This window comes from Klebsiella michiganensis (assembly GCF_015139575.1).
GTDB lineage: Bacteria > Pseudomonadota > Gammaproteobacteria > Enterobacterales > Enterobacteriaceae > Klebsiella > Klebsiella michiganensis.
In genome coordinates, this window is sequence record NZ_AP022547.1 from 761,970 (window position 1) to 787,920 (window position 25,951).

Consider the following 25,951-nt stretch of genomic DNA (forward strand, 5'->3'; position numbering starts at 1 on the left):
CCTGATAATTCCGGGCCCGGTCAACCGCTTGCCAAACGGCAAAGCAAATTCTATGGCTATGCCTCTCTGATTCTGGCCGCCAGCGCCGCCAGCTTTTCATCATCCGCCCGCTCATGATCGTGGGAAGAGAGATAGCCTTCATATTGCGCAAAAAACTTAGTCTGACGCGACTCGATAGGCCGCCATTGGGTCATATCGCCGGTGCCGTGCATCGGGCTGAGTTTGCTGTGGACATGGTCAACGCCATAGCCTTCAAAAAACATCCCCGTACGGCCCACGTCATCAAAGGCTTTATCCAGAAGCTTCGCCACCTTCTGCGTCGCCAGCACCAGATCGGCCAATGCCTGCGGCGGCATATCAAACGCATAGCTGGGGTAGTGCTTCTTCGGGATCACGACCGTAAAACCGTCGGTATTAGGGAAAATAGAGAGAAAGGCGAGGTGGTGTTCATCTTCCCACACCTTATGGCAGGGGGCTTTCCCCTCAACAATTTGGCAGAAAATACAGCTCATCAGCACGCATCCATTTGATTGCAATAAACCCTGAATGTACGTGGTTTTAGCCGGATAGCAAAGCGATGCTCCGCCGGAAGCCGACGGAGCAGGAAAGGTTAACCGCCGAACTGATCCGGGTCTGGCCCCAGGCGTTTGTTCTGGTCCAGTTTAGTGATTTCACTCAATTCATCTTTATCAAGACGGAAGTCCCAGACGTTAAAATTCTCGGCAATGCGCGATGGCGTCACCGATTTCGGGATCACCACCAGGCCGCTGTCGAGATGCCAGCGGATAACGATCTGCGCCGGGGTTTTACCGTATTTATCCGCCAGTTGACGAATAATTTTCTGATCGAATACCCCTTCGCCGCCCTGCGCAAGCGGGCTCCAGGACTCGGTCTGGATCTTATGCGTCGCATTCCAGGCGTGAAGCTGGCGCTGCTGCATCAGCGGGTGAAGTTCAATCTGGTTTATCACCGGAGCGACGCCGGTTTCATCGATGATTTTTTGCAGATGATGAACCTGGAAATTACAGACGCCGATGCTTTTTGCCAGCCCCTGCTGCTGCAGCTCAATTAAGCTTTTCCAGGCGTCGACGTAATGGTTAGTTGCCGGAACCGGCCAGTGAATGAGGTATAAGTCGACGTAGTCGAGCTTCAGTTTTTTAAGGCTTTCCTGCAGCGCTTCTTTGGGCTGCTTTTGATCGTCATTCCACAGTTTCGTGGTGACGAACAGCTCATCGCGGGCGACGCCTGCGCTGCTTAACGCATTGCCGACGCCGGTTTCATTCTGGTACACGGCGGCGGTGTCAAACGAGCGATAACCGACTTCCAGCGCCTTATGAATGGCGGAGACGACTTCCTCGTTGCCTGCTTTCCACACGCCGAGCCCCAGCTGCGGCATCAGGTTGCCGTCGTGTAGTTTTATAACGGTTGGATGTGTCATGCCTTCCTCCTGTTAATGAACTCAGCGGAATAAATTCCGCCGAGGGGTAGCATTAAGTCTGGACGAAATAGCTAAAAACGGTAGTTAAACTCCTCTCCTTTGCGCGAGTTTACGCGTCGGAGAGGGCGTTGATTAGCGCGCAGCCTCGTAAATACGGCGGCTGACGTCCAGCGTAATATCCTGATTTTCACCGAGCTGGGTCATGCCGTGCTCTTCCAGTTTCGCCAGCAGCGCCGGGATGGAGCTGCCATCCAGACCGTAGGCGGAAAGGCGCGTCGGGACGCCCATCTGTTCGAAGAAATCACGCGTTGCGGCGATGGCGGCGTCAATGCGCTCTTCCTCTGAACCTTCGGTGATGTTCCAGACGCGGGCGCCGTACTGCAGCAGCTTGGCGCGTTTAGCATCGCGTTTTTCATTCCACAGGGCCGGCAGAACGATAGCCAGCGTCTGGGCGTGATCGAGACCGTGCATGGCGGTCAGCTCGTGGCCGAGCATATGGGTCGCCCAGTCCTGCGGCACGCCTGCGCCAATCAGGCCGTTCAGCGCCTGGGTGGCCGCCCACATAATATTGGCGCGAACGTCGTAGTTTTCCGGCTCTTTCAGCGCTTTCGGGCCGTCTTCCACCAGGGTCAGCAGAATACCTTCGGCAAAGCGGTCCTGGATTTTGCCGTCGACCGGATAGGTAACGTACTGCTCAACGGTATGGACAAATGCGTCAACGACGCCGTTAGCCACCTGGCGCGGCGGCAGGGTGTAGGTGTAAACCGGATCCAGAATAGCGAACACCGGCTGGACGTGGGTGGACATAAACGCGCGTTTGTCGCCGGTGGTTTTACGCGAGATCACCGCGCCTTTATTGGATTCGGAACCGGTCGCCGGCAGCGTCAGCACGGAGCCCATCGGGATAGCGCTGGCCACTTTGCTGCCGTAGGTTTCGAGGATTTCCCACGGATCGCTATCGGCCGCATAGTGGGCCGCCGCGGCGATGAATTTGGTGCCGTCGAGAACGGAGCCGCCGCCCACCGCCAACAGGAAAGTGATCTTTTCATCACGCGCGATTTTCACCGCGTTCATCAGCGTTTCGTAGGACGGGTTTGGCTCGATGCCGCCAAATTCCCGAACGTCAATGCCGTTCAGCGCGCTCAGAACCTGATCAAGCACGCCGGTTTTCTTCACGCTACCGCCGCCGTAGGTGACAAGCACGCGTGCATCCGCCGGGATTTGATCGCGCAGATTTTCAATCGCGCCTTTACCGAACAGAATGCGGGTTGGGGTATGTAGGTCGAAATTATTCATGGCTGGTGCCCTCAAATAGATAAAACCGCCAACAGAGACAATACCTCTGCCAGATGACGGACATTGTGTTCCCGCGGGCCGTTCCCCTCAATGCACATTCCTGCCGTTGTCTTGCCCATTTCTCCTTGGGGCTGGAGAAATTCGCCGGAAGTGCGCACAATGCGAAGGTATAAAAACGTTCGGAGAAGCACGATAAATGAACCGCGCTGAGATATGCCAGCTATTAACGCATAAGGTTAATCAGCTGAAAGATAAAGAAGAAATTCTTAGTGCTCTGCTGCCGGATATTCGCCTGCTGTACGGTACCCAGCCGGGGACGCGCACGCCGGTTATGTATCAGCCGGGGATCGTTTTTCTCTTTTCCGGGCATAAAATTGGCTACATTAACGAGCGTACCTTTCGCTATGACACCAATGAGTATCTGCTGCTGACGGTACCGCTGCCGTTTGAATGCGAAACCTTCGCCACTCCGGAAGTCCCGCTGGCGGGGATTCGGCTGAACGTCGATATTCTTCAGCTGCAAGAACTGCTGATGGATATCGGGGAAGATGAGCAGTTTCAGCCGTCCATGGCGTCGAGCGGGATCAACTCTGCGGTACTGTCCGAAGAGATATTGTGCGCGGCGGAGCGCCTGCTGGATGTCATGGAGCGCCCGCTGGACGCGCGCATTCTTGGCAAACAGATTATCCGCGAAATTCTCTATCACGTGCTGACCGGGCCGTGCGGGGGGGCGCTGCTGGCGCTGGTCAGTCGTCAGACCCACTTCAGCCTGATTAGCCGCGTATTGAAGCGTATTGAAAGCCAGTACACAGAGAACCTCAGCGTCGATCAGCTGGCGGCGGAAGCGAATATGAGCGTCTCGGCGTTCCACCATAACTTTAAATCGGTCACCAGCACCTCCCCGCTGCAATACCTGAAAACCTATCGCCTGCATAAAGCGCGCATGCTGATGATCCACGATGGTATGAAGGCCAGCGCGGCGGCGATGCGGGTGGGGTATGAAAGCGCGTCGCAGTTCAGCCGCGAGTTTAAGCGTTATTTCGGCATGACGCCGGGGGAGGATGCGGCGCGTATCAGAACGATTCAGGGGATGTGACGAACGATGTAAGGGCGGCGAATTCGCGCCGCCCCGGTAAACGATCAGGCGTTACAGTATTTCTTTTTAATCACCACGATAACCGTACCGAGCAGCCCGGCGATCAGCAGCGCGATAGGCAGAATCATCAGGCAGGTCATAACCTGATCTTCATGGCGCTTAACGAAGGGAATCATGCTCAGCGCATAGCCCAGACCGGTGACTACGCCAACCCACAGCAGCGCGCTCAGCCAGTTGAAGAACTGGAAGCGGCGGTTTGGCAGCCCGGAAATGCCCGCCATGGTAGGCAGAAGGGTGCGAACAAACGCCAGGAAACGCCCGGCCAGCAACGCCAGCAGGCCGTGTTTGTCAAACATGCAGGTTGCCCGCTGATGGTACTTATGCGGCAGATGCCCAAGCCAGCGCTTAACCGTAACGGTGTTACCCAGCCAGCGCCCCTGGATATAGCTCAGCCAGCAGCCGAGGCTGGCCGCGGCGGTTAAAATGGCGACCGTAGGTACAAAGTCCATTACGCCTTTGGCGATGAGCGCCCCGGCGAGCAGCAGCAGGCTATCGCCCGGTAAAAATGAGGCGGGCAGCAGACCGTTTTCCAGAAACAGGGTTGCGAACATGACCAGATATACAACGCCCACAACGTGGGGGTTTGCCAACGCGGCAAAATCATGCTGCCACAGCGCGGCGACAATTTCTTGAATGACAACCATGGACTTTCCTAAGTGGTACCGTGTTTTTTGTCTAGTGTACTCCTGAAGAGGCTCGGGCACCTTGATCCCGGGCGCAACTAAAGCGGCCGTTTTTCTAAAAAACGTCCGCTATTGTTGCCACTGACTGTCACTTTACACGATACGCGCGAAGCCCGCCGCTAAATCATCCAGCAGATCGGTAACATTTTCTAACCCGACATGAAGGCGGATCAGCGTGCCGCTGAAATCAACTTCAGCATCAGGACGGATTGCGGCAATGTGTTCCGGCTGGTTGGCTAAAATCAGCGATTCAAAGCCGCCCCAGGAGTAGGCCATGCTGAACAAGCTGAAGTGGTCCAGATAAGCGGAGAGTTCGGCGTCGGTCAGGCGTTTATTGAGCACGAAAGAGAACAGACCGCTGCTGCCGGTGAAGTCGCGCTTCCAGTACTCATGGCCTTTGCTGCCGGGCAGGGCGGGATGATTCACGCGCGCCACCTGCGGATGCTGCGCCAGCCATTCGGCAATCTGCAGGCTGCTTTCATGGTGCTGACGCAGGCGGACGGCCAGGGTGCGCAGGCCGCGGCTGGTCATATAGGCGGTATCGGCATCCACCATTTGCCCCATCAGATAGGCGTTTTCGCGCAGCTGCGCCCAGCAGCGCTCATTGGACACGGCGGTACCCACCATCGCGTCGGAATGGCCGATCAGATATTTGGTGCCGGCCTGAATGGAGATATCGATACCAAACTCCAGCGCTTTAAACAGCACGCCCGCCGCCCATGTGTTGTCGATCATAATGATGGCTTCGGGAGCGACGCGACGTACCGCCGCGACGATCGCCGGAACATCATGGACTTCCATGGTGATGGAGCCGGGGGATTCGAGGAACACCACGCGGGTGTTCGGCTGCACCAGACGAGCGATATCGCCGCCGATGAGCGGGTCGAACCAGCCGGTGGTGACGCCGAGTTTGGCGAGAATTTTCGTACAGAAATCCTGGGTAGGCTCATAGGCGGTGTTGGTCACCAGAATATGGTCGCCCTGCTCGACGAACGCCAGAATGGTATTCGCGACCGCCGCCGCGCCGCAGGGGAAGAGGGCGCAGCCGGCGCCGCCTTCCAGCTCGCACATCGCTTCCTGCAGGGAGAAATGGGTCAGCGTCCCGCGACGCCCGTAGAACAGCTCGCCTTTGGCGCGGTTGCGCGTCGCGTGCTTTTTCGCTTCGACGGTGTCGAAAACCAGCGATGAGGCGCGCTGAATGACGCTGTTTACCGAGCCCAGGGTGTATTTTTTGCTGCGCCCGGCGTGAACCAGCGCAGTATCAAGATGTTTATCAGCCATGTTCAGATAACCTGTTTTTATACGTCTGGACGTCTAAACTAACATGAATGCCCGTTGATGTACCGGGTCGCGGCGGATACAGGTAAAAATTTTATCAACGGCGGGGTCAGCAACTTTTTTACTGCGTAAGCGCAAGGAAAATAAACGTGATTTGCTGCACAGTGTAAATACTAATGAGAACCACTATCAATTCGATGTCGTTTTGATATTATTGTGCGCAGATTTTGTGATTTACGTCCTGGAGATACAGTGTGGGTAATAATTTGATGCAGGCGGATCTCTCCGTTTGGGGTATGTATCATCATGCCGATATTGTCGTTAAGGTAGTGATGATCGGCCTGATTCTGGCGTCGGTAGTCACATGGGCTATCTTTTTCGGCAAAGGCGCAGAGATCCTGGCCAGCAAGCGCCGCCTCAAGCGCGAACAGCAGCTGGTTGCTGAAGCACGCTCTCTCGACCAGGCCAGCGATATCGCTAACGGTTTCGATGCGAAAAGCCTGACCTCGCAGCTGATCAACGAAGCGCAAAATGAGCTTGAGCTTTCCGCGGGTTCTGAAGATAACGAAGGCATTAAAGAGCGTACCGGTTTCCGACTGGAGCGTCGTGTGGCGGCGGTAGGTCGTTACATGGGACGCGGCAACGGTTATCTGGCGACCATCGGCGCGATTTCCCCGTTCGTCGGCCTGTTTGGTACCGTCTGGGGCATCATGAACAGCTTTATCGGGATTGCCCAGACCCAGACCACTAACCTGGCGGTGGTTGCTCCGGGTATCGCGGAAGCGCTGCTGGCCACGGCAATTGGCCTGTTCGCTGCGATTCCGGCGGTGGTCATCTACAACATTTTTGCCCGCATGATCGCCAGCTATAAAGCGTCCCTTGGCGATGTCGCCGCCCAGGTTCTGCTGCTGCAAAGCCGCGACCTGGACCTGAGCGCCAGCGGCGTTAAGCCGGTACGTACCGCCCAGAAACTACGCGTAGGTTAATGCTTTATGGCGATGCATTTTAACGAAAACCTCGATGATAACGGCGAAATGCACGACATCAACGTGACGCCGTTCATCGACGTCATGCTGGTGCTGTTAATCATCTTTATGGTGGCGGCGCCGCTGGCTACCGTCGACGTGAAGGTGAATCTGCCTGCTTCCTCCAGCCAGCCGCAGCCGCGTCCGGAAAAGCCGATCTATCTGTCGGTGAAGGCGGATAAAACCATGTTCCTCGGCAATGACCCCATTACCGACGAGAGCATGATCGCCTCGCTGGATGCGCTGACCGAAGGCAAGAAAGACACCACCGTCTTCTTCCGCGCGGATAAAACCGTGGACTACGAGACGATGATGAAGGTCATGGATACCCTGCATCAGGCGGGCTATCTGAAGATTGGCCTGGTGGGCGAAGAAACCGTCAAAGCGAAGTAATCTCTCTCCACGCATCTTCTCAGGCTGGCCTTGCGCCAGCTTTTTTTATCTCCTCGAATCGCTCTCTTGTTGGACGCCTGTTGCTATAACGTTGCCCTGTTGCGGTATAATGGCGGCCGTTTATGTTAACTGACAGGATCTTATGGAACGCTTTCTGGAAAATGCTATGTACGCCTCGCGCTGGCTGCTGGCGCCGGTTTATTTTGGCCTTTCGCTCGGTTTGATTGCGCTGACGATCAAATTTTTTCAGGAGATCTTCCACATACTGCCGCATATTTTCAGCGTCAGTGAGTCGGATATGATTTTGACCCTGCTGTCGCTGGTGGATATGACCCTGGTGGGCGGTCTGCTGGTGATGGTGATGTTCTCCGGCTATGAAAATTTTGTTTCCCAGCTGGATATCAACGAGGGCAAGGAGAAGCTCAGCTGGCTGGGCAAAATGGACGCCACTTCGCTGAAAAATAAGGTTGCCGCCTCCATCGTGGCGATCTCTTCCATTCATCTGCTGCGGGTGTTTATGGATGCGAAAAACGTCCCGGACAATAAGCTGATGTGGTACGTCATCATCCACCTGACCTTTGTGCTGTCGGCCTTTGTGATGGGCTACCTCGATCGTCTGACCAAAGTGAAACACTGATCCCTCCTCCCCCGGCGGTGTTGGCCGCTGGGCTTTTTACTCCCCGTTTCTGCTTTTCTCCACTGGCGTATGTCCGGGCTTCTGCTTTGCTTAAAGGGCGCTTAATAACGGAGGCAGGGTGATGACGCGACTAACGGCCAAAGATTTTCCGCAGCAGCTGCTCGAATACTATGACTACTACGCCCACGGCAAAATCAGCAAACGCGAGTTTCTCCAGCTGGCGGGGAAGTATACCGTCGGCGGGATGACCGCGCTGGCGCTGTTTAACCTGCTGAAGCCCGACTATGCTCTGGCGGAGCAGGTGGCGTTTACCGACCCGGATATCCGTCCGGAGTATATTCATTACCCTTCTCCTGACGGCCACGGCGAAGTGCGGGCTTATCAGGTGACGCCGGCGAAAATAGCCGACAAAGCGCCCGCCGTGGTGGTGGTTCATGAGAATCGCGGCCTGAATCCCTATATTGAAGACGTTGCCCGGCGGGTGGCGAAAGCGGGCTATATCGCGCTGGCGCCGGATGGCCTGAGTTCCGTCGGCGGCTATCCCGGTAATGATGATGAAGGCCGCGCGCTACAGCAGAAAGTCGATCCCGTGAAGCTGATGAATGATTTCTTTGCGGCGGTCGCGTTTATGGCGAAGCATCCGCAGGCGACGGGGAAGGTCGGTATCACCGGGTTCTGCTACGGCGGCGGCGTCAGCAACGCGGCGGCGGTGGCGATCCCTGAGCTGGCCTGCTCGGTGCCGTTTTACGGCCGCCAGCCGCCGCTGAATGAGGTCGATAAAATTAAAGCGCCGCTGCTGCTGCATTATGCCGGACTCGATAGCGGCATTAATGAGGGCTGGCCCGCCTATGAACAGGCGCTGAAGGCGCATAATAAAGTCTACGAGGCCTATATTTATCAGGGTGTTAACCACGGCTTTCATAATGACTCCACGCCGCGCTACGACCGGGCCGCGGCTGACCTGGCCTGGCAACGCACGCTGGCGTGGTTTGAGAAGTATTTGCGCTAAAAACCGGAGGCGGAAGCCTCCGGCGGGCATGGGCGCTACGCCTGGCGTTTATCTTCGGTTTGCGTGTCGAAGTCGCTGGCGTCATGGCGCTCGTGAAGCTGCTCGTTGAGCGGGCCTGAGGTGCGGTTAACCATCCGCCCGCGCTGAACGGCGGGGCGCTTACCCACATCCTGCGCCCAGCGCAGCACGTTTTTATAGCTACCGGCATCCAGGAACTCGGCGGCGTTGTAAACATTCCCCAGCACCACGTTGCCGTACCACGGCCAGATGGCCATGTCGGCGATGGTGTACTCCTCTCCTGCCACAAAACGGCCGCGGGCAAGCTGCTTGTCCAGCACGTCAAGCTGGCGCTTGGCTTCCATCGTAAAGCGGTCGATCGCGTATTCGATTTTCACCGGCGCATAGCTGAAGAAGTGGCCAAAGCCGCCGCCGAGGAACGGAGCCGAGCCCTGCAGCCAGAACAGCCAGTTGAGGGTTTCGGCGCGGCCTGCCGGATCTTTGGGCAGGAAGAAGCCGAACTTTTCCGCCAGATAGAGCAGGATGCTGCCGGATTCAAAAACGCGGGTCGGCGGAGTGGTGGAGTGGTCGCGGAGCGCGGGGATTTTTGAGTTCGGATTAACCTCGACAAAGCCGCTGGAGAACTGATCGCCTTCGCCGATGCGAATCAGCCAGGCGTCGTACTCCGCGCCGCTGACGCCTAACGCCAGCAGCTCTTCCAGCATAATGGTCACTTTCTGGCCGTTGGGCGTCCCCAGCGAATAGAGCTGAAGCGGATGCGCGCCCACCGGCAGCTCCCGATCGTGCGTTGCGCCGGAGACGGGACGGTTGATATTGGCGAATGCGCCGCCGTTGTTTTGCTTCCATTCCCACACTTTAGGTGGCTGGTAGTTATTCTCTGACATGCTGATCTGCCTTTTTAGTGAGGTGTTGATGTCGTGTCGCTGGCGTTACCGCGCCGGCGCGGGAGAGTCGTACTAAGCCAGAATCCGCGCGGCCCATACGCTGACGTCGTCGCCGCTGCCGAGATCCGCCTGCACCAGGCCGTTAACCATAAAGGTCGGCGACACGTGGATGCCGTTCTGGCGCGCGTACTTGCTATGCCATTTGATCTCGTTTTGCAGCTCCGGGCGGGCAAACGCCGCGGCCAGCGAGACGTGGCTATAGCGTTCGATACGCTCGATAATCTGCTGCGGCGTGGCGTTCATGTTCGGCCCGCTGCAGTGGTCGGTAAACTCAAACTCTTCGCGGTGGTCGGCGACGGCTTTAAGCACCTTATGCGCCTGCTCGCGGCCGTGCGGCAGGGTGGATGCTGCGAGAACGCAGCGGACGATGACGCCGGAAAACAGATGCCACGGTTGAGACTGCAGACGAATTTTGATCGTCACGTTATCCGCGCCAACTTCATCCAGCAGGTCATCAAGCTTATTAAATGCCCGCACGGAGAAAGGACAGGTGGGTTCGAGGAACACCTCAAAGGTGCGGGGGCCATGCCCCCAGACCAGCGGTTGGGCGGTCAGATGCGATGGTGTGCTCATTGTCGACTCCTGATTGTTTTTTTATCTCAAATAACGATATCACTTTTGCCCGGGGGCGCAGGCTTATTTTCCTTAAGGGCACGATTAGCGAATCGAATGAGTGGTATCATCATTCCACCTCTGTCTGGTAAGTGCCTGCGGCAGGATAAGAAGAGGGAGTTTTGTTTCGCCAACTGCCCGGGCTGCATTAATTTGAGGTCAGGCTAAATGAGCAAAGGTTCCACAAGCAGTGACGCCCCGTTTGGTACACTATTAGGCTACGCACCGGGCGGCGTGGCGATTTATTCTTCTAATTACAGTAGCTTAAATCCGCAAGATTATCCGGATGACGCCACGTTCCGCAGCTATATCGGTAATGAGTATATGGGGCACAAATGGCAGTGCGTGGAGTTCGCGCGCCGCTTTCTGTTCCTCACCTACGGTTTTGTTTTCACCGATGTCGGCATGGCCTACGAAATCTTCTCCCTGCGTTTTCTCCGCGAGGTGGTCAACGACAATATTCTGCCGCTGCAGGCGTTCGCCAACGGCTCCCGCCGTCCGCCTCTCGCCGGCTCACTGCTGATCTGGCAGAAAGGCGGCGAGTTTAAGCACACGGGCCACGTGGCGGTGATTACGCAACTGATAGGGAATAAGGTCAGGATCGCCGAACAGAACGTCATTCACTCGCCGCTGCCGCAGGGCCAGCAGTGGACCCGCGAGCTGACGCTGGAAGTGAAAAACGGCCTCTACACGATTAAAGACACCTTTGCCGATACCGAAATCCTCGGCTGGATGATCCAAACCGCCGATACCGAGCACAGCCTGCCGCAGCCGGTGCTGCCGGGTGAGGCGATGGCCATCAAAGGCGCGCGTCTGCCGAATAAAGGCCAATACCGCGGCAACTGGCTCAACGAGAAAGATTCACTGCAAAAAGCCTACGTGGAAGCCAACGGCCACGTCATCAATAAAGACCCTTACCAGTATTTCACCATCACCGAAAGCGCCGAGCAGGAGCTTATCAAAGCCACCAATGAGCTGCATCTGATGTACCTGCACGCCACCGACAAGGTGATGAAGGATGACAGCCTGCTGGCGCTGTTCGATATTCCGAAAATTCTCTGGCCGCGTCTGCGCCTCTCGTGGCAGCGCCGTCGCCATCATATGATTACCGGCCGCATGGATTTCTGTATGGATGAGCGCGGGCTCAAGGTGTATGAGTACAACGCCGATTCCGCGTCCTGCCATACCGAAGGCGGGCTGATCCTCGAGCAGTGGCTGAAGCAGGGCTACTACGGCACCGGTCACAACCCGGCGGAAAATCTGCTGGATGAGCTGGCCGGAGCGTGGAAGCACAGCCGGGCGCGTCCTTTCGTGCACATCATGCAGGATAAGGATCTGGAGGAGAACTACCACGCGCAGTTTATCCAGCGTTCGCTGACCCAGGCCGGCTTCGAGAGCAAAATTCTGTTTGGCCTGGATGAACTGCGCTGGGATGCCGCCGGGCAGCTGATTGATGCCGACGGTCGTCTGGTCAACTGCGTCTGGAAAACCTGGGCATGGGAGACCGCCATTGAGCAGGTGCGGGAAGTCAGCGCCGATGAGTACGCGGCGGTGCCGATACGTACCGGACACCCGAATAATGAAGTGCGCCTGATTGACGTCCTGCTGCGCCCGGAAGTGTTAGTCTTCGAGCCGCTGTGGACGGTTATCCCCGGCAACAAGGCGATTTTGCCGGTGCTTTGGTCGCTGTTCCCCAATCATCGCTATCTTCTGGATACCGATTTTGTGGTCAACGAGCAGCTGGCGGAAAGCGGCTATGCGGTTAAGCCTATCTCGGGCCGCTGCGGCAACAATATCGACCTGATAGGCCCGCAGGACGAAGTGCTGGATAAAACCAGCGGCCAGTTTTTCGACCGCAAAAATATCTACCAGCAGCTGTGGTGCCTGCCAAAAGTGGATGGCAAATACATCCAGGTTTGCACCTTCACCGTCGGCGGTAACTACGGCGGGACCTGCCTGCGCGGAGATGATTCTCTGGTAGTTAAAAAAGAGAGCGATATTGAGCCGTTAATCGTGCTAAAAGACACAGATAGCCGTTAAGTTTGGCCCCGGATTGCGGCGGTGAGCGCCTTATCCGGGCTGCGGTTCTCGTCACCTGCGGCATTTGTAGCCCGGGCAAGGCGCATCGCGCCGCCCCCGGGGGAAGGCCGCAGGTTGCTGAAGAATAACCCGGAGGCGATGCTGCGCATCTGTCCGGGCTACCGAACATACGAACCCGTAGCCCCAGTGAGCATAGTTCGGCCGGGGGAATGAACGGTAAAAATAGATAAAACATCACAACAACAAGACAGAAAAGGAAAATAGTATGCACGATCGGCGACTCGCCGCCCGCGCGGGTGAACTTAAGCCCTCCGCCGTCCGCGAACTCCTCAAGCACAGTAAGCTGCCCGGCGTTATCTCTCTGGGCGGCGGTATTCCGGCCCCGGAGCTTTTTGATACCGAAGGCCTGAACCTGGCGGTGCAACAGGTGATGAACGGGCGCTTTAACGATGCGTTCCAGTACGGTTTGACCGAAGGTTATCCGCCGCTGCGTCAGGCCGTTAGCGAACTGTGTCAGGCGCGCGGCGTGGCCTGTTCGGCAAGTCATGTCTATATCACTTCCGGTTCGCAGCAGTCGCTGGATATCGTCGCCCGCACCCTGCTCGATCCGGGTGATGCGATTGTCGTTGAGCGTCCGACCTATCTGGCGGCGCTGCAGGTCTTCCAGCTGGCGCAGGCCAATATTCTCAGCGTGGATACCGACGATGACGGCATGCTGGTGGAACAGCTGGCCGATCTGCTGGAAACCACGCGTGTGAAAGCCGTTTACCTGGTGCCGACGTTTGGCAACCCTGGCGGGAAAACCCTGAGCGAAGCTCGTCGTCGCCGCCTGGTTGAGCTGGCGAAAAAGCACGACTTCGTCATTATCGAAGACGATCCGTACGGTGAAATCAGCTTCACTGATGAAGTACGCCGCCCGCTGTATCAGTATGCGGTTGAGCTGGGCTGTGAAGATCAGGTGGTTTATACCTCCACCTTCTCCAAAATCCTCGCGCCGGGGATGCGTATTGGCTGGATCGTGATGCCGGACTGGCTGGCGCAGCAGACGGTGATCGTTAAACAGGCGGCGGATCTGCACACTAATATGCTCTCGCAGGTCATCACCGCGGAATACCTGAGCATGAACCGTCTGGAAAGCCAGATTGCCCTGATCCGCGAAGATTACCGCAAGAAGTGCGTGGCGCTGGCCGACGCGCTGGAATCGCAGCTTGGCGAGCATCTGGCGTTCAGCCGTCCTAAAGGCGGTATGTTCCTGTGGGCTCGCTTCCGTTATCCGTTCGATACCATGGAATGGATGAAGAAAACGCTGGAAAATGGCGTGGTCTACGTACCAGGAGAAGCGTTCTATAACGATAACCCGGATACCCGCACGCTGCGCCTGTCCTACTCGACGGTGTCGACAGAGGGTCTGATGACCGCCGTCGAGCGCCTGGCGAAGTCGCTGTAATCGCCGTGCTCCGCGCCGTCGGCGGCGCGGGGCTCCCTTCTCGTTTTCTTCTTTAAGCCCCTGTTTTTATGCGAATGCATGATCTGCCGGCGGGCGAAAATCATCAGTGCGTAATGTGAAAACGGGATTGGCGGGTTTTTTGAATCGCCCGCAGCCGATGGCTACGGGCGAGAGAAACACAGAGGCGGGCGGTTTTGCGGCTTATCGCCGGCCCCGGTCGTTAATCCTGGTCGGTAATGCGATCGTCAAGCCAGATCAGCATCAACGTGGAAAGAAAAGCAACAGCGACGGTACCAATAGCTAACAGCATAAGAAGAGCCTCAGGGGTTTTTATTATTTTTCTGCTTTGACCGATGAGCGATTATTTCTGTCTGTGATGGTGACTTTTGTTCCTGACTGGGATGTTGCGAGGGTGAAAAAATCGTCAGCATCAATATCGAAATTGAGAACGATTTCTTTGTACTTCCCACAATTCATTAACTCTTTTGCTTCTTTCATACTACTGGCTGTAATAGTAGGCATCAGTTTCATCTCGTTTAAAAACTGAGAAGCAAAATAAGAGCTTGTCGATACCAGATCAACTACTTTTTATGGTAAGGACAATCATGCATCAGATTGATGATTGCCGCTGCCAGTAGCGGATTGAAACATAATTTCTGTTTTACCTTTCCTGCCAGCGTTTCGTTTTGCCCATGGCGGCGAAAAATGCGCCGATCCTCGGCGGTGTATGTTTAACCGCTTTGCATTTTCGTGGCTAAGAGCAAGCCGCCCGCGGCGGCGGCCTGCTGGGGATGTTTAAAAGGCGTAGCCCACGCTAAGGCTGCCGCTGTAGCCGTGGCTGTCGCCGCCGCTGGCGACGTCAGCCTGGCCGCCAAGGTTCAGGCTCAGCGCACCGCGCGTGATGCTCAAACTGGCGCCAGCGTTGACCATGTCACGGCTATCGAAGGCCGCGTTCTGTACGACCTCATAGTGATAAACCTGTCCCTGAGTGCGTACCGAAGGGCCGCTGAAACTGTGTTCATAGCCGATATTTATCGCCGGCGTGAAGCGCCAGCCGCCGCCGTTTTGCGAATGAAATGCGATACTCACATTGGCAATACCGCTGGCGTTATTTTCACTGACGCGGTCGACGTTGAGCGCCAGCTCGCTGCCGCTTTCGCGGAAAGCGTCCATCCGCAGGTGGGTCAGGCGGGTCCCGACGGCGTACTCAACGCTGGCAAAATCGAGCGGACTGACGTAGCCGAGGCGCAGCGTGCCGCCAACCAGCTGGCCATGGGTATCGCCGGTGGCCGTACCCAGCCCGCCATTCAGCCGGCGCGTACTGCTATAATCGATCCAGCCTGCGTTGAGATCGGCGGCGGCAAAGAGGCCATGATTTAAATCCTCAAAAGCATAGCGACCGCCGAACCCCAGCAGAGTGGTGTTGGCATCCGCATCGGCGCTGGCGCTGCCCAGCGAGCCCCAGCTATATCCCAGAGTGCCGTAGCCGCTAAGCTGCGCGTTAAACCGCCAGGTATAGCCCAGCAGCGAGCCGGTGGTATGCTCATTACTGCTGGCGGCGCGGGCGGAACCATCGGTGCCAAGATAGCCGCTAAGCCCGGTCAGCCACAGTTTTCCTTCCCCATCCCGCAGCTGACGGCTATCAATATTCGGCGTTAACGCCCTGTCTAATCGCGAGCCGCTGCGCAGCAGGTAGCTGGCGGCGTCCGCGTAAATCTGCCCGCCGACCTGAGTCTCCACGCCGCCGAGGGTTCCGGCATCAATGGCCGATTGCAGATAATAGTTATAGTCGGTGTAGCGGCCCGATAGCTCGCTGTTTTGCAGGGCGTTAAGCAGCGCAGCGCCCTGCGCCGCATTCCCCTGCAGTTCGCTTTGTCCCGGCAGCTGGCCGTACTGCACCATTTTGCCGCGCAGGACGTAGAGCGTCTCCTGCGACAGCCCCAGGCCCTGCTTCAGATAGTTATCCACCGATCCGTACTCGCGGCTGATTTCATCCAGCCCGGCCTGAAGATAGCTGGCATCGACGCCCAGCAGCGGCTCGTAAATCGCCGCCATGGCGGGGGGCATCATCGCCAGGGTCGCTTCGACGCGCTGGCGGGTATAGTCGTTGGTGGCGAGGTAGTTTTCCATAATGGTCCCCTCATCGACGCCGGCAATGCTCAGCAGCATCGCGGCGGTCCAGCCGGTGCGGTCCTTGCCCGCGGTACAATGGAACAGCGCTGCGCCGTCGGCGCTGGCCAGATCGTTAAATAGCGTGGTGAACCGGGCGCGCATCCCGGCATCGCTGACGAAGGAGACGTTGGTCTGCTGCATCATCGCTTTGGCTTCAGCGGCGCTACTGAACGTTATTGAGGTGATGTTGCTGCCCGAAGCGGTGTTGCCGATGATATCAATATGGGTATACCTCGCCCCGTCGGGCATCACGTCCGGGCTGCTGGCGATTTCGCTGGCCGTGCGCAAATCATAAACATCGCTGATACCGAGCGTGCTCAGCGTCGCCTGGTCCGCGGAGGATAATGCCAGAGCATTAGAACGATAAAAAACGCCGGTGCGCAGGGTGCCGTCGTGGCTGGTGGTATAAACAGACGTCGTGCCAGCGATATCGCGGAAATTATCCATCGTAGCGAGTACGGGCGTATTTATCGGCGCAGCGTAGAGCACGCCGGAAACGGCGGCGGCGACCAGAGAGAGCGAAACGGGAATATAGCGAATCAAAATAAGCCTCGATAATTATTGGTTATAATTTACTGTTTATTAAGGCTTGGAAATATAAGAGGAGATTGTGACGGAATTATTTCCAGAACGATTTTTTTAAATAAATAGGGTGATAATAACGTCAGGATATCGATTAAATATAACTTTTGCGCGCGCTAAATACTGTTATTCATTCGCCATGTTTATGTTTAACATTCCGCTCGTCGCAGCAGAATGTTATTTTCTATTATTATCAGCGAGTCATTTTGCGCAGTAATACGCCTTAATCCGGGCGCTGCTTTTCGCTCATCAGCTGGCGACAGCGCTGCTGGTCCTGGCTGATACTTTTCTGCTCTTCCGGCGTCAACTGCTGCCAGGTGTCCAGCATCCGTTGGCCCAGAGCGGGCACGTAGTGGGTCTTATGCAGCGCATAATCCGAATTGCCGCCTTCAATCATATTTTCCATATCGCGGAGAAACGCACGGCTGTCCTGATGGTCAATAACGCAGAAGACGGAGCGGTAGTACGCGACGTCCTCTTCGGCGTAGCGGGGCGTGAACCACCAGATAAGTAGAGCGATAAGCGCCAAAAGCGGGGCAATAAAAACGAGTTTCTTCAACATGAGTCATTCAAAAAGGCAAATTGAAGGATCAGTGTAGCCGTTGATGAAACAGGATGTAAGCGCCGTCGCGGGCCGGCAGCGTCATTCCGGCCCGCAGCGGCGCCGGTCAGTAGCCGACCTTATAGATCCGTCCGCTCTGAACGCCTTCTACGCTGCGGCGGTAGGCCTGAGCCACGCTGGCGGCGGGGACGCTGGTAAAACCGGGGAAGAAACCGTCGTAGGCTGCCGCCGATTCCGTTAATACGGTGGGGCTAATCAGGTTAATACGTATTCCGCGCGGCAGTTCGCAGGCGGCGGCGCGAACGAATCCTTCCAGCCCGGCGTTGACGGTGGTGGCATTGACGCCCTGAGCGATGGGCTCATGGGCGACGATCCCGCTAATCAGCGTAATAGAACCGCCGTCGTTCAGATAATGCTGGCCGGTCAGCGCCAGGCGAATCTGCCCCAGGAGTTTATCCTGTAGGCCCTGGTTGAAATCGCCGTCGGTCATGGTCGCCAGCGGGCCAAAGAAGAGATTGCCAGTGGCGGAAACAATCGCGTCTACCCGACCGGTTTTCGCAAACAGGTTCTGCACGCTCTGCTGTGAGGTGATATCGACCTGATAGTCGCCCTGAGTGCGGCCGACGCGAATGACTTCATGACGCTGGTTTAATTCTTGCGCAACCGCGCGGCCAACGGTACCGCTGGCGCCAATAATGATGATTTTCATAGCAGGTTCCTCTCTCGGGTGAGAGGCTATTCTTTAATAAAACAAATATCGGATAAACTGGCTAAAAATTAAATGATTGCTAACCAGGGGTTTGTAATATGGATAAGCTGCGGGCGATGGAGACCTTTATTGCGGTCGTGGAGTGCGGAAGCTTTACCGGCGCCGCAGCGCGGCTCGAGATGTCGGCGGTGATGGTCGGGAAATATATCGCGCTGATCGAGCGGCAGCTTAATACCCGTCTTCTTGAGCGCAATACCCGCCGCCAGAGCCTGACCGACGCCGGGCGGGTCTATTTTGACGAGGCGAAACGCGTCCTGGAGCAGGTCTCCATCGCCGAAAGTTCAGTGGAGAGACTACGGGTCGCGCCCGCGGGCACGCTGCGGATAAGCGCGCCGACGTCGTTTGGCGCCTGCGTGATTGCCCCGCTGACCGCCACGTTTCTGCAGGCCTGGCCCGACGTGCGCGTGGAGCTGGATCTGACCAACCGGATGGTCGATCTGGTGGATGAGGGCATCGATCTGGCGATCCGCATCGGCGAGATCCGCAATAACGATCTGGTGGCAAAGTATCTCGCGCCCTACCGGATGACGATCTGCGCCGCGCCCGGGTATTTAGCCCGCCACGGTACGCCGACAACGCCTGCGGACCTGGCCGATCATCTCTGTTTGTCGCATACGGTGTGGACCGCGCGCAATGAGTGGAAGCTGCCGGGCGCGGAGGAGGGCGTACGCTGGAAGCGCGACGCTGTTCTGCGCTGTAATGATGGCTACGCGCTGCGAACGGCGGCGATCGCCGGCGCCGGGCTGCTGCTGCAGCCGGAGGTGCTGCTGGCGGATGCGCTCGAGTGCGGCAAACTGGTGCGCGTGCTCGAGGCGTATACCCCGCAGCCGAGGCCGATTCACCTGCTCTGGCGGCAGGATCTGCGGCCGCTGCCGAAGCTGACGCGCTTTGTTGAGCATCTTCTGCAGGGGCAGGGCCAGAACGGGCAGACAGCTTAATTCTCTGCCGGGCGGCGGGCCTGATGTGATGGGGGATCTTGTCGCCCGGCAAGGCGTTAGCCGCCGCCGGGCAATCTGCTTAGTCGCGCAGCGCGTGGCGCCAGTCGGCGATCAGATCCTGCGGATCTTCAATGCCTACCGACAGCCGAATCAGCTGTGGAGTAATGCCGTTGGCTAAACGCTGCTCCAGCGGGATCGACGCGTGAGTCATGCTAAACGGCTGGCTCACCAGGCTTTCCACGCCGCCGAGGCTCTCCGCGAGGGTAAACAGCTTCAGCTTACGAATAATCCGCTCGGCGTAGCCATCGTCGCCTTTGACCACCACGGAGATCATTCCGCCGGGAAGCGCCATCTGCCTGCGCGCCAGCTGATGATGCGGATGCGAGGCCAGCCACGGGAACCAGACCCTTTCGACCTGCGGCTGCTGCTCCAGCCACTCGGCGAGCAGCAGCGCATTGCTGCTGTGGCGCTCCATACGCAGCGCCAGGGTACGAATACCGCGCAGCGTCAGGAAGCTGCTGAACGGGTCGAGGACGCCGCCGACCGCGTTTTGCAGGTAGCCCAGCTTTTCCGCCAGCGCGGCGTTGTCGCCGACCACCGCCAGCCCGGCGACCACATCGGAGTGGCCGTTAAGGTATTTGGTCGCCGAATGCACCACGATATCAAAGCCCAGCTCCAGCGGACGATGGATAGCCGGCGAGGCGAAGGTGTTGTCGGTGACGCTGATAATATTGTGCCGCCGCGCAATGGCGGCGATGGCGCTGAGGTCGGCCAGCTTAAGCAGCGGGTTGGTCGGCGTTTCAACCCAGATCATGCGCGTATCGGGCCGAATAGCCGCTTCGATGGCCGCCAGATCGTCGGGCTTCACCCAGCTCACCCGCAGGCCGGCGCTGCGGCGGCGAACGTTTTCAATAAGCCGGTATGTGCCGCCGTAGACGTCGTCGACGGCGACCAGGTGGCTGTCTTTATCCAGCAGCTCCAGCACGGTTGAGATGGCCGCAAGGCCGGAAGCAAAGGCGTAGCCGCGCGTGCCGCTTTCCAGGTCGGCAATCGCCGTCTCCAGCGCGTGACGGGTCGGGTTGCCGCTGCGCGAATATTCGTACCCGGTATGCTGGCCCGGCGCGGGCTGAGCAAAGGTGGAGGTGGCATAAATAGGCGGCATCACCGCGCCGTGTTCATCGGTAAATGTGCCGCTATGTACGCTCAGGGTATGCAAATTTGTCATTGAGAAGTCCTTACTGTTCGAGTCGGTTACGCCAGGTGGTCAGCACATCGCTGCGGGTAATGAGGCCAAGAAAACGATCGTTGTCGGCGATAACGGCCACCAGGCCGCGATCGAAAATGGCCTTCAGCGCGCTTTCCGGCGCGTGCTTATCCAGGGTCTCCACGTTACGGGTCATCGCTTCCCTGACCGGCAGAGAAAAGCGCTGACTGTCGCCCTGGACGTGGCTAATCAGATCCCATTCGTCGACGATGCCGACGACGCGGCCGTTTTCCAGCACCGGCAGCTGCGAGATGTCGTAGAGGCGCATACGCGCGAGGATGGCCGCCAGGGTATCGTCCGGCGCGGCGGTGACGGTTGCCCCTTCGTCGTGGCGCAGAGCGATAAAATCGCTGAGGTCGCCGCGCGATGGACGGCTTAAAAAGCCCTGCTGGCGCATCCAGTCATCGTTAAACATCTTTGATAGATATTTATTGCCGCTGTCGCAGGCGAAGGTCACCACGCGTTTAGGGGATGTCTGCGCCCGGCAGTAGCGCAGGGCGGCGGTGAGCAGCGTTCCGGTAGAGGAGCCTGCCAGAATGCCTTCAACCTGCAGCAGTTGGCGGGCGGTGGCGAAAGCTTCGCTATCGGTGACGCGGTATGCGCTGCGGACGCCTTCAAGATGGGCCAGCGGCGGAATAAAGTCTTCGCCGATCCCTTCCACCAGCCAGGAGCCGGTTTCGCCGTAGCGCCCGGTTTCGACCTGGTCCGCCAGAATGGAGCCCGCCGGATCGGCGAGGATAAATTCCGTTTCAGGGGAGTGCTCAGCAAACCAGGCCTGTAGCCCGCCGAGCGTTCCGCCGGAGCCGACGCCGACGACGATCGCGTCGATATCGCCATCCAGCTGCTGGAAGATCTCCGGGGCAGTGGTGGTGGCATGCGCCAGCGGGTTAGCCTCGTTATTAAACTGGTCGATATAAAAGGCGCCTGGCGTTTCGTCGGCAAGGCGCCGGGCGTAGTCCTGATAGTAGGCGGGATGGCCTTTGTTAACGTCCGATCGGGTAAGCTGCACCTGCGCTCCCAGCGCGCGCAGATGGAAAATCTTCTCGCGGCTCATTTTGTCCGGCACCACCAGAATCAGGCGATAATTTTTCTGCGCGGCGATCAGCGCCAGACCGAGGCCGGTATTGCCGGCGGTGGCTTCGATAATCGTGCCGCCGGGTTTTAATTTCCCTTCGCGCTCTGCCTGCGTAATCATGGATAGCGCGACGCGGTCTTTTATCGAGCCGCCGGGATTTTGATTTTCCAGTTTTAGAAACAGGCTGCAGGGGCCGGTATCAAGCTTATGGAGCTGCAGCAGGGGAGTATGACCAATCAGGTCGCTAACGGAATGAAAAACTGACATAACATTTTGCCCATTCGTATCGAGATGATTTGAATGGTAGGGCTGCAAAATTGGCATTTTAAAGAACTTTTGTCTGCCGCTAAGAGCAAAAAGGAATATAAGATTCTTTTTAGCCGTCCGGAGGGAAAGGTAGTTAGCCGCCTGGGCGTGTTGATTTCCAGAATAGCGCGCTTTTGCCCGGTTTTTCACCGAATTATCCGTTTTTACGCGCTGCTTTATCTCTATTTCAGAAATGGATTGCCGAAAATAATCGATGGATCTCTGGGGCTATTTTAGATGTTGGTGAAACTATCAACGCCGCGTATACCGGCGCGGCAGCCAAAGACAGAAATTCAGACGAAGGAAATTAAAGCTAATAAAGTCGGCCTGCTCGCTTCAATAAATCGTCTATATCAGGAACCTCTTTCCGGAAATATCCTGACCTGGGTGTCATTCAGGCGGGAAATTGTCTGGTACGATCCAGTTAACAGAACAGGAACATAATTTATACCTGAAAGACATATACATGTAATGATTCAGTCGTAACCAGTTACAAGGAAGCTACTATGAATAAAAACGACATGAGTCCTTTACCCACCAATACCCACGAGTGGTTTTTTAATCGTAACAGCATCATCATTTTGCTCGATATTGTTCTGTTTATCGTTCTCTACAACACGCTACCCTATGAGCCGAAGGTGGTCATGGGGCTGAGTATGCTCGCTTTTATCGCCGTATTATGGTTAACGGAAGCGCTGCACGTGACCGTTACGGCAATCATGGTTCCCGTCATGGCCGTGCTGCTGGGGGTATTTAATACCCAGGCGGCGCTAAACAGTTTCGCCAACTCAACGATATTCCTTTTCCTCGGCGGTTTTGCTCTGGCGGCGGCGATGCATGTGCAGGGGCTGGATAAAGTCATTGCCGATAAGGTATTAGCGATGGCGAGGGGTAAAATGCGCCTCGCGGTCTTTATGCTATTTGGCGTGACGGCGCTGCTGTCAATGTGGATCAGTAATACGGCGACGGCCGCAATGATGATGCCGCTGGTATTGGGGATCCTGAGTAAAGTCGATGGCAAAAACCGCCATTCGACCTATGTGTTTGTGCTCCTCGGTATTGCCTATAGCGCCAGCATTGGCGGAATGGCGACCATCGTCGGCAGTCCACCGAATGCGATTGCCGCCGCCGAGGTGGGGCTCTCCTTCTTTGACTGGATGAAGTTCGGTTTCCCGGCAATGATCGTCTTACTGCCTGTCGCTATTGCGATTCTTTACCTCGTGTTCAGGCCGGAACTTAAGGGGACCTTCGAAACGAATAGTGAACAGGTCGATTGGGATAAAGGCAAAATAGTCACCCTGGCTATTTTTGGCCTTACCGTATTCTTCTGGATTTTCAGCGGACCCATTAACGATCTGCTGGGCGGTTTTAAATCCTTCGATACCATCGTGGCTTTAGGCGCCATTATATTAGTCAATTTCGCCCGGGTGGTTCACTGGAAGGATATAGAGAAAACGGCTGACTGGGGCGTGCTGTTATTATTCGGCGGCGGTATCTGCTTAAGTAATGTGTTGAAAGAGACGGGCACCAGCCTGTTCCTGGCAAACCAGATTAGCGGGATGGTGGCTCATATGGGGATATTTATTATTATCCTGGTGATTGCAACATTCGTGGTGTTTCTGACCGAGTTTGCCAGTAATACGGCCAGCGCCGCTTTGCTCATTCCCGTATTTGCCTCAGTGGCCGAAGCGTTCGGCATGTCTCCTGTGATTCTGTCGGTATTGATTGCCATTGCGGCTTCATGCGCTTTTATGCTGCCCGTGGCGACGCCGCCAAACGCTATAGTTTTCGCCACCGGCCATATCAAGCAGCAGGAGATGATGCGTGCCGGCCTGTTTTTGAATGTCGCTTGTATCGTCGTTTTGACCGGATTTAGCATGTTGTTTTGGGTATAACTTCTGATAAGCGAGTTTCCACCCAATATCTTGCAAATTAAGACTGCCGTGCGGCGAATAATCGAACGCAGTTCGATGGAGAGTCCGGTCGCAGAAAAGCAAAAACCCGCCTTTTGGGCGGGTTCTTTAAATAGTGGTGCCCGGACTCGGAATCATACCTACGATTAACGTGCTGTTTGTTATTGGTTTTGTTGGTATTTCTCGAAAACAGCACCCCCACGAAGGCCACTACATAAATCGCTTTGGTTTGGTGAGAGGTATCACGAAAAATCGGTGTTTAAGGAGAGAGGCTTCGTTATGTGTGGAGTCAGGTCCACACATAACGGTCTGAGGTTCACATATAGCGGATGGAACTCCACACATAATGATTCGAGGTCCGCATTTAACCGCGTGACAAACTTCAATCTTTATCTTCGCATCAGCGGTGTTAACTATGATGCGCTTTTCATCCGCTTTATTCTCCTGTCGGATAGCCGTGATCCCCGGTCTGCCGTTCAGCGATTCAGTAATACGCATCAAGGCGTCATTGATGACCGCCAGATCGGTATCGCGATCAGTAAAGGTCTTATACGCCAGATCGATATCCACCGACAGGCGAGGGAAATCTTGTACAAATAAGTTGATTGCCGTGCCGCCTTTCAGGGCGAAACAGGACTCCTTCGCCACATGCGGCAGGGCAGTCATTAATAGCCTGACCTGTCGGGCATAACTATCACGCAGATCCATCTTCGACTCCTTCCGGTTTAAATGCGCGGGGAACGGTGATTTGATAATCCGGCTCCAGCCAACCGCCGGGAACGATTTGCCGTTTTCCCGAGCCTGTTTCTATACCGCTTTGATCGAGGTACTGAAAGTAAGGATGCTCATTGCGTCGGGCAAGGTAGAGCATCACGCGGTTGGTTTTAACCGAATGACTGGCGAAGAGCAGCGCCTGTAATTTACGCGGGCTAAGAAGATTCATCCCCTGAAACAGAGCATCGGCATGTTCGAACGAGATCAAGGAAGGAACGCCGCAGGCGATCTCATACGCGGCCAGTTCCGGTACGCTGCCCACTAACTGTCGGTCGCCGATTTTAAGTTGTGTCGTGAATGACGGTATATCAACGGTGAGGCCAGAGGTATACAGCGTGACAAACATCGCGGATGGTTCAAAGACGACAAACCATCCCGGCAGCTTGACGTAAGCCGGAAGCGTGAGCCAGATTTGCTGCCTGCCCGGCTCGGTATAGTGAGCATAGCCCTGTAGCGCAACGCTGGTCAGTCCCGCCACGCGAACCGGTTTTTCCCACTGCGTTTGCAGGCAATAAACCGCGTCCACCCAGTCCGGCTCACGGCCCGCCCGGCAGTATACGCCGTGCGCGATCCGCCTGAGCCAGCCATTCTGCACATAGAGGTAAGAGAGCTTACGATCTATGCCGTTACGAGTGAGCCATGACTGGAGCAACACCTGACCAGGTAGGGTGTTTTGCATCAGCCAGTTTAGATAGTTTGGCAAATGTCGTCTCTTGATAGACAATTTCGATAATTATTAAACCATTATGGTTCTCGTACTCTCGCTGGTACAGGTGATTTTGGAATCATTTTAAATAGTGATATCCAAAGTATTTCTATAACTTTTTGTTTTCTTTGTTTAAATTTTATCTTTATGGATTTGTATGGTATATGAGCAACAAATGCTATACCGGTTTCATGTCGGTCATGAAGTCTTTATGGTGCTTTGAGGCCACGTATTTAATCGTGTTACGGATCTGGTGAATGACGCACAACTGCACCTCTGTCTGCGGATAAATGCTGTTTATTGCCTCCGGGAGGCCAGTCAGCCCGTCCACGCAGGCAATCAGGATGTCTTCAACGCCACGGTTTTGCAGGTTACTCAATACGGATAGCCAGAAGTTAGCGCCTTCACTTTCTGACAGATACAGGCCCAGAACTTCTTTTTTGCCTTCCAGATTCAGCGCCAGAACGGTATAAACCGCTTTGCTCTGGTAACGGCCATCCTCACGGATTTTATAGTGAATAGCATCCAGCCAGACGAAGTGGTAAACCTTCTCCAGCGTGCGCTGTTGCTACTGTTTTAGTTCAGGGATGATTTTATCGGTTACTGTACTGATGGTGGCGGTGGACACGCTGAAAGCATAGAGCTCTTCAATTTCCCGGCTGATATCCTGGTAACTCATCCCCAGTGCGAACAGGCGAATAATCTTGCGTTCGATCTCGTCGGACAGCGTGTCCGTGCTGCGATTAAGAAACGCAAAGTGTTCCCGACAGACGACTCGGTACGGAAAGTGGTTTATCTGGCGATCAAAGATGCGTCAAAAAATGGAGTATGCCGATCCAGAACTGGCGGCTGGCGATGAGTCGTTTTATTATCGAGTTCGGTGACCGCCTGAGCGATCACCTTTTATAGTGGCA

The 25,951-nt window shown here is 56.1% G+C and carries 26 protein-coding genes and 2 pseudogenes; 12 read left to right on the forward strand and 16 right to left on the reverse strand.

Translation table 11 applies throughout. From position 1 onward, the window contains the following. Nucleotides 1-56 precede the first annotated feature (56 nt). The 3 genes from JLG71_RS03660 to yqhD form a co-directional block, all read right to left on the reverse strand. Nucleotides 57-512: an HIT family protein gene (locus tag JLG71_RS03660; protein ID WP_025105926.1), complete on the reverse strand. Its 456-nt coding sequence runs from the start codon at nucleotides 510-512 to the stop codon at nucleotides 57-59. A 98-nt stretch (nucleotides 513-610) separates the two neighbouring features. After that, nucleotides 611-1,438: a 2,5-didehydrogluconate reductase DkgA gene (gene dkgA / locus JLG71_RS03665; RefSeq protein ID WP_025105927.1), complete on the reverse strand. Its 828-nt coding sequence runs from the start codon at nucleotides 1,436-1,438 to the stop codon at nucleotides 611-613. A 132-nt stretch (nucleotides 1,439-1,570) separates the two neighbouring features. Then, on the reverse strand, nucleotides 1,571-2,734 hold the full coding sequence (gene yqhD, locus JLG71_RS03670; protein WP_032692877.1) for an alcohol dehydrogenase: 1,164 nt from the start codon (nucleotides 2,732-2,734) through the stop codon (nucleotides 1,571-1,573). Nucleotides 2,735-2,930: 196 nt separating this feature from the next. Between yqhD and JLG71_RS03675 the strand changes: the two genes are divergently transcribed. Next, nucleotides 2,931-3,830 (forward strand): AraC family transcriptional regulator, encoded by a 900-nt coding sequence (locus JLG71_RS03675; RefSeq protein WP_102803250.1) that lies wholly within the window; start codon nucleotides 2,931-2,933, stop codon nucleotides 3,828-3,830. A gap of 44 nt (nucleotides 3,831-3,874) precedes the next feature. Here the strand turns inward: JLG71_RS03675 and yghB are convergent, their stop codons facing one another. Together yghB and metC are read right to left on the reverse strand one after the other, a co-directional pair. Continuing rightward, complete coding sequence (gene yghB / locus JLG71_RS03680) at nucleotides 3,875-4,534, reverse strand: DedA family general envelope maintenance protein YghB (protein ID WP_004125241.1); 660 nt, start codon at nucleotides 4,532-4,534, stop codon at nucleotides 3,875-3,877. Nucleotides 4,535-4,666: 132 nt separating this feature from the next. Further along, on the reverse strand, nucleotides 4,667-5,854 hold the full coding sequence (gene metC / locus JLG71_RS03685; protein WP_032692874.1) for a cystathionine beta-lyase: 1,188 nt from the start codon (nucleotides 5,852-5,854) through the stop codon (nucleotides 4,667-4,669). A gap of 251 nt (nucleotides 5,855-6,105) precedes the next feature. Between metC and exbB the strand changes: the two genes are divergently transcribed. The 4 genes from exbB to yghX all read left to right on the forward strand — a co-directional run bounded on the left by exbB (nucleotide 6,106) and on the right by yghX (nucleotide 8,915). Beyond that, the gene (gene exbB, locus JLG71_RS03690; protein ID WP_004105812.1) at nucleotides 6,106-6,837 is read left to right on the forward strand and encodes a tol-pal system-associated acyl-CoA thioesterase; all 732 of its coding nucleotides are present in this window, start codon (nucleotides 6,106-6,108) and stop codon (nucleotides 6,835-6,837) included. A 6-nt stretch (nucleotides 6,838-6,843) separates the two neighbouring features. Next, nucleotides 6,844-7,269: a TonB system transport protein ExbD gene (gene exbD, locus JLG71_RS03695; RefSeq protein WP_014226862.1), complete on the forward strand. Its 426-nt coding sequence runs from the start codon at nucleotides 6,844-6,846 to the stop codon at nucleotides 7,267-7,269. A 142-nt stretch (nucleotides 7,270-7,411) separates the two neighbouring features. After that, a complete protein-coding gene (locus JLG71_RS03700) occupies nucleotides 7,412-7,906 on the forward strand; it encodes a TIGR00645 family protein (RefSeq protein ID WP_004105804.1) in 495 nt (164 codons plus the stop codon). A gap of 121 nt (nucleotides 7,907-8,027) precedes the next feature. Continuing rightward, nucleotides 8,028-8,915 carry a YghX family hydrolase gene (gene yghX / locus JLG71_RS03705; protein WP_048260445.1) on the forward strand — a complete coding sequence of 296 codons (888 nt, stop codon included), beginning with the start codon at nucleotides 8,028-8,030 and terminating at the stop codon, nucleotides 8,913-8,915. 35 nt (nucleotides 8,916-8,950) lie between these two features. Here the strand turns inward: yghX and yghU are convergent, their stop codons facing one another. Together yghU and JLG71_RS03715 are read right to left on the reverse strand one after the other, a co-directional pair. Then, complete coding sequence (gene yghU, locus JLG71_RS03710; protein ID WP_014226859.1) at nucleotides 8,951-9,817, reverse strand: glutathione-dependent disulfide-bond oxidoreductase; 867 nt, start codon at nucleotides 9,815-9,817, stop codon at nucleotides 8,951-8,953. 72 nt (nucleotides 9,818-9,889) lie between these two features. Beyond that, nucleotides 9,890-10,450, reverse strand: coding sequence for a DsbA family protein (locus tag JLG71_RS03715; protein WP_014226858.1), 561 nt, complete (start codon nucleotides 10,448-10,450; stop codon nucleotides 9,890-9,892). Here JLG71_RS03715 and JLG71_RS28525 point away from each other — a divergent pair. From JLG71_RS28525 to JLG71_RS03725, 3 genes are all read left to right on the forward strand, one after another. After that, nucleotides 10,438-10,581, forward strand: a complete 144-nt coding sequence (locus JLG71_RS28525) for a hypothetical protein (protein WP_305955792.1) — start codon at nucleotides 10,438-10,440, stop codon at nucleotides 10,579-10,581. The two genes, JLG71_RS03715 and JLG71_RS28525, sit on opposite strands and share 13 nt — an antisense overlap. A 76-nt stretch (nucleotides 10,582-10,657) precedes the next feature. After that, nucleotides 10,658-12,529 carry a bifunctional glutathionylspermidine amidase/synthase gene (gene gss / locus JLG71_RS03720; RefSeq protein WP_009654105.1) on the forward strand — a complete coding sequence of 624 codons (1,872 nt, stop codon included), beginning with the start codon at nucleotides 10,658-10,660 and terminating at the stop codon, nucleotides 12,527-12,529. 265 nt (nucleotides 12,530-12,794) lie between these two features. Then, nucleotides 12,795-13,976, forward strand: a complete 1,182-nt coding sequence (locus JLG71_RS03725) for an aminotransferase-like domain-containing protein (RefSeq protein ID WP_014226856.1) — start codon at nucleotides 12,795-12,797, stop codon at nucleotides 13,974-13,976. A 333-nt stretch (nucleotides 13,977-14,309) separates the two neighbouring features. On the opposite strand, the gene JLG71_RS03730 is transcribed toward JLG71_RS03725, so the two are convergent. From JLG71_RS03730 to JLG71_RS03745, 4 genes are all read right to left on the reverse strand, one after another. Next, a complete protein-coding gene (locus JLG71_RS03730; protein WP_014226855.1) occupies nucleotides 14,310-14,498 on the reverse strand; it encodes a hypothetical protein in 189 nt (62 codons plus the stop codon). Between the two features lie 273 nt (nucleotides 14,499-14,771). Further along, a complete protein-coding gene (locus JLG71_RS03735) occupies nucleotides 14,772-16,691 on the reverse strand; it encodes a tyrosine-protein phosphatase (RefSeq protein ID WP_064377965.1) in 1,920 nt (639 codons plus the stop codon). A gap of 262 nt (nucleotides 16,692-16,953) precedes the next feature. Then, a complete protein-coding gene (locus JLG71_RS03740) occupies nucleotides 16,954-17,292 on the reverse strand; it encodes a hypothetical protein (RefSeq protein WP_032692867.1) in 339 nt (112 codons plus the stop codon). Between the two features lie 106 nt (nucleotides 17,293-17,398). Continuing rightward, nucleotides 17,399-18,001 carry a short chain dehydrogenase gene (locus tag JLG71_RS03745; RefSeq protein WP_025105932.1) on the reverse strand — a complete coding sequence of 201 codons (603 nt, stop codon included), beginning with the start codon at nucleotides 17,999-18,001 and terminating at the stop codon, nucleotides 17,399-17,401. A 98-nt stretch (nucleotides 18,002-18,099) separates the two neighbouring features. On the opposite strand from JLG71_RS03745, the gene JLG71_RS03750 reads away from it, so the two are divergent. Next, nucleotides 18,100-18,999 carry a LysR family transcriptional regulator gene (locus tag JLG71_RS03750; protein WP_014226851.1) on the forward strand — a complete coding sequence of 300 codons (900 nt, stop codon included), beginning with the start codon at nucleotides 18,100-18,102 and terminating at the stop codon, nucleotides 18,997-18,999. A 79-nt stretch (nucleotides 19,000-19,078) separates the two neighbouring features. Here the strand turns inward: JLG71_RS03750 and JLG71_RS03755 are convergent, their stop codons facing one another. Next, nucleotides 19,079-20,224 carry a trans-sulfuration enzyme family protein gene (locus tag JLG71_RS03755; RefSeq protein ID WP_004854188.1) on the reverse strand — a complete coding sequence of 382 codons (1,146 nt, stop codon included), beginning with the start codon at nucleotides 20,222-20,224 and terminating at the stop codon, nucleotides 19,079-19,081. Nucleotides 20,225-20,234: 10 nt separating this feature from the next. Then, nucleotides 20,235-21,605 carry a pyridoxal-phosphate dependent enzyme gene (locus JLG71_RS03760; protein WP_025105933.1) on the reverse strand — a complete coding sequence of 457 codons (1,371 nt, stop codon included), beginning with the start codon at nucleotides 21,603-21,605 and terminating at the stop codon, nucleotides 20,235-20,237. Between the two features lie 33 nt (nucleotides 21,606-21,638). Between JLG71_RS03760 and JLG71_RS28330 the strand changes: the two genes are divergently transcribed. After that, on the forward strand, nucleotides 21,639-21,881 hold the full coding sequence (locus JLG71_RS28330; protein WP_227630951.1) for a hypothetical protein: 243 nt from the start codon (nucleotides 21,639-21,641) through the stop codon (nucleotides 21,879-21,881). A 269-nt stretch (nucleotides 21,882-22,150) separates the two neighbouring features. Beyond that, the gene (locus tag JLG71_RS03765) at nucleotides 22,151-23,539 is read left to right on the forward strand and encodes an SLC13 family permease (protein WP_049082823.1); all 1,389 of its coding nucleotides are present in this window, start codon (nucleotides 22,151-22,153) and stop codon (nucleotides 23,537-23,539) included. 228 nt (nucleotides 23,540-23,767) lie between these two features. Here the strand turns inward: JLG71_RS03765 and JLG71_RS03770 are convergent, their stop codons facing one another. From JLG71_RS03770 to JLG71_RS03780, 3 genes and pseudogenes are all read right to left on the reverse strand, one after another. Then, nucleotides 23,768-24,265, reverse strand: coding sequence for a nucleotidyl transferase AbiEii/AbiGii toxin family protein (locus JLG71_RS03770; RefSeq protein WP_256204549.1), 498 nt, complete (start codon nucleotides 24,263-24,265; stop codon nucleotides 23,768-23,770). Next, complete coding sequence (locus tag JLG71_RS03775) at nucleotides 24,252-25,034, reverse strand: type IV toxin-antitoxin system AbiEi family antitoxin domain-containing protein (RefSeq protein ID WP_177936739.1); 783 nt, start codon at nucleotides 25,032-25,034, stop codon at nucleotides 24,252-24,254. Before JLG71_RS03775 ends, JLG71_RS03770 begins: the two co-directional genes overlap by 14 nt. Before the next feature lie 184 nt (nucleotides 25,035-25,218). After that, nucleotides 25,219-25,767, reverse strand: a pseudogene (locus JLG71_RS03780) (IS256 family transposase); the annotation flags it as partial. Nucleotides 25,768-25,770: 3 nt separating this feature from the next. Here JLG71_RS03780 and JLG71_RS03785 point away from each other — a divergent pair. After that, nucleotides 25,771-25,946: pseudogene (locus tag JLG71_RS03785) on the forward strand (IS256 family transposase); the annotation flags it as partial. Nucleotides 25,947-25,951: the final 5 nt, after the last annotated feature.

Bases quoted from the DNA above. Each gene is read 5' to 3' on its own strand.
- JLG71_RS03760 (WP_025105933.1), bottom strand. From the start codon at position 21,605: ATGTCAGTTTTTCATTCCGTTAGCGACCTGATTGGTCATACTCCCCTG.
- JLG71_RS28525 (WP_305955792.1), top strand. From the start codon at position 10,438: ATGGTGTGCTCATTGTCGACTCCTGATTGTTTTTTTATCTCAAATAAC.
- JLG71_RS03770 (WP_256204549.1), bottom strand. From the start codon at position 24,265: ATGGATCTGCGTGATAGTTATGCCCGACAGGTCAGGCTATTAATGACT.
- yghU (WP_014226859.1), bottom strand. From the start codon at position 9,817: ATGTCAGAGAATAACTACCAGCCACCTAAAGTGTGGGAATGGAAGCAA.
- JLG71_RS03730 (WP_014226855.1), bottom strand. From the start codon at position 14,498: ATGCCTACTATTACAGCCAGTAGTATGAAAGAAGCAAAAGAGTTAATG.
- JLG71_RS03725 (WP_014226856.1), top strand. From the start codon at position 12,795: ATGCACGATCGGCGACTCGCCGCCCGCGCGGGTGAACTTAAGCCCTCC.
- JLG71_RS03765 (WP_049082823.1), top strand. From the start codon at position 22,151: ATGAATAAAAACGACATGAGTCCTTTACCCACCAATACCCACGAGTGG.
- JLG71_RS03715 (WP_014226858.1), bottom strand. From the start codon at position 10,450: ATGAGCACACCATCGCATCTGACCGCCCAACCGCTGGTCTGGGGGCAT.
- gss (WP_009654105.1), top strand. From the start codon at position 10,658: ATGAGCAAAGGTTCCACAAGCAGTGACGCCCCGTTTGGTACACTATTA.
- yghX (WP_048260445.1), top strand. From the start codon at position 8,028: ATGACGCGACTAACGGCCAAAGATTTTCCGCAGCAGCTGCTCGAATAC.
- JLG71_RS03745 (WP_025105932.1), bottom strand. From the start codon at position 18,001: ATGAAAATCATCATTATTGGCGCCAGCGGTACCGTTGGCCGCGCGGTT.
- yqhD (WP_032692877.1), bottom strand. From the start codon at position 2,734: ATGAATAATTTCGACCTACATACCCCAACCCGCATTCTGTTCGGTAAA.
- JLG71_RS03660 (WP_025105926.1), bottom strand. From the start codon at position 512: ATGAGCTGTATTTTCTGCCAAATTGTTGAGGGGAAAGCCCCCTGCCAT.
- JLG71_RS03755 (WP_004854188.1), bottom strand. From the start codon at position 20,224: ATGACAAATTTGCATACCCTGAGCGTACATAGCGGCACATTTACCGAT.
- yghB (WP_004125241.1), bottom strand. From the start codon at position 4,534: ATGGTTGTCATTCAAGAAATTGTCGCCGCGCTGTGGCAGCATGATTTT.
- exbD (WP_014226862.1), top strand. From the start codon at position 6,844: ATGGCGATGCATTTTAACGAAAACCTCGATGATAACGGCGAAATGCAC.
- metC (WP_032692874.1), bottom strand. From the start codon at position 5,854: ATGGCTGATAAACATCTTGATACTGCGCTGGTTCACGCCGGGCGCAGC.
- dkgA (WP_025105927.1), bottom strand. From the start codon at position 1,438: ATGACACATCCAACCGTTATAAAACTACACGACGGCAACCTGATGCCG.
- JLG71_RS03675 (WP_102803250.1), top strand. From the start codon at position 2,931: ATGAACCGCGCTGAGATATGCCAGCTATTAACGCATAAGGTTAATCAG.
- JLG71_RS28330 (WP_227630951.1), top strand. From the start codon at position 21,639: ATGGTAGGGCTGCAAAATTGGCATTTTAAAGAACTTTTGTCTGCCGCT.
- JLG71_RS03700 (WP_004105804.1), top strand. From the start codon at position 7,412: ATGGAACGCTTTCTGGAAAATGCTATGTACGCCTCGCGCTGGCTGCTG.
- JLG71_RS03740 (WP_032692867.1), bottom strand. From the start codon at position 17,292: ATGTTGAAGAAACTCGTTTTTATTGCCCCGCTTTTGGCGCTTATCGCT.
- JLG71_RS03750 (WP_014226851.1), top strand. From the start codon at position 18,100: ATGGATAAGCTGCGGGCGATGGAGACCTTTATTGCGGTCGTGGAGTGC.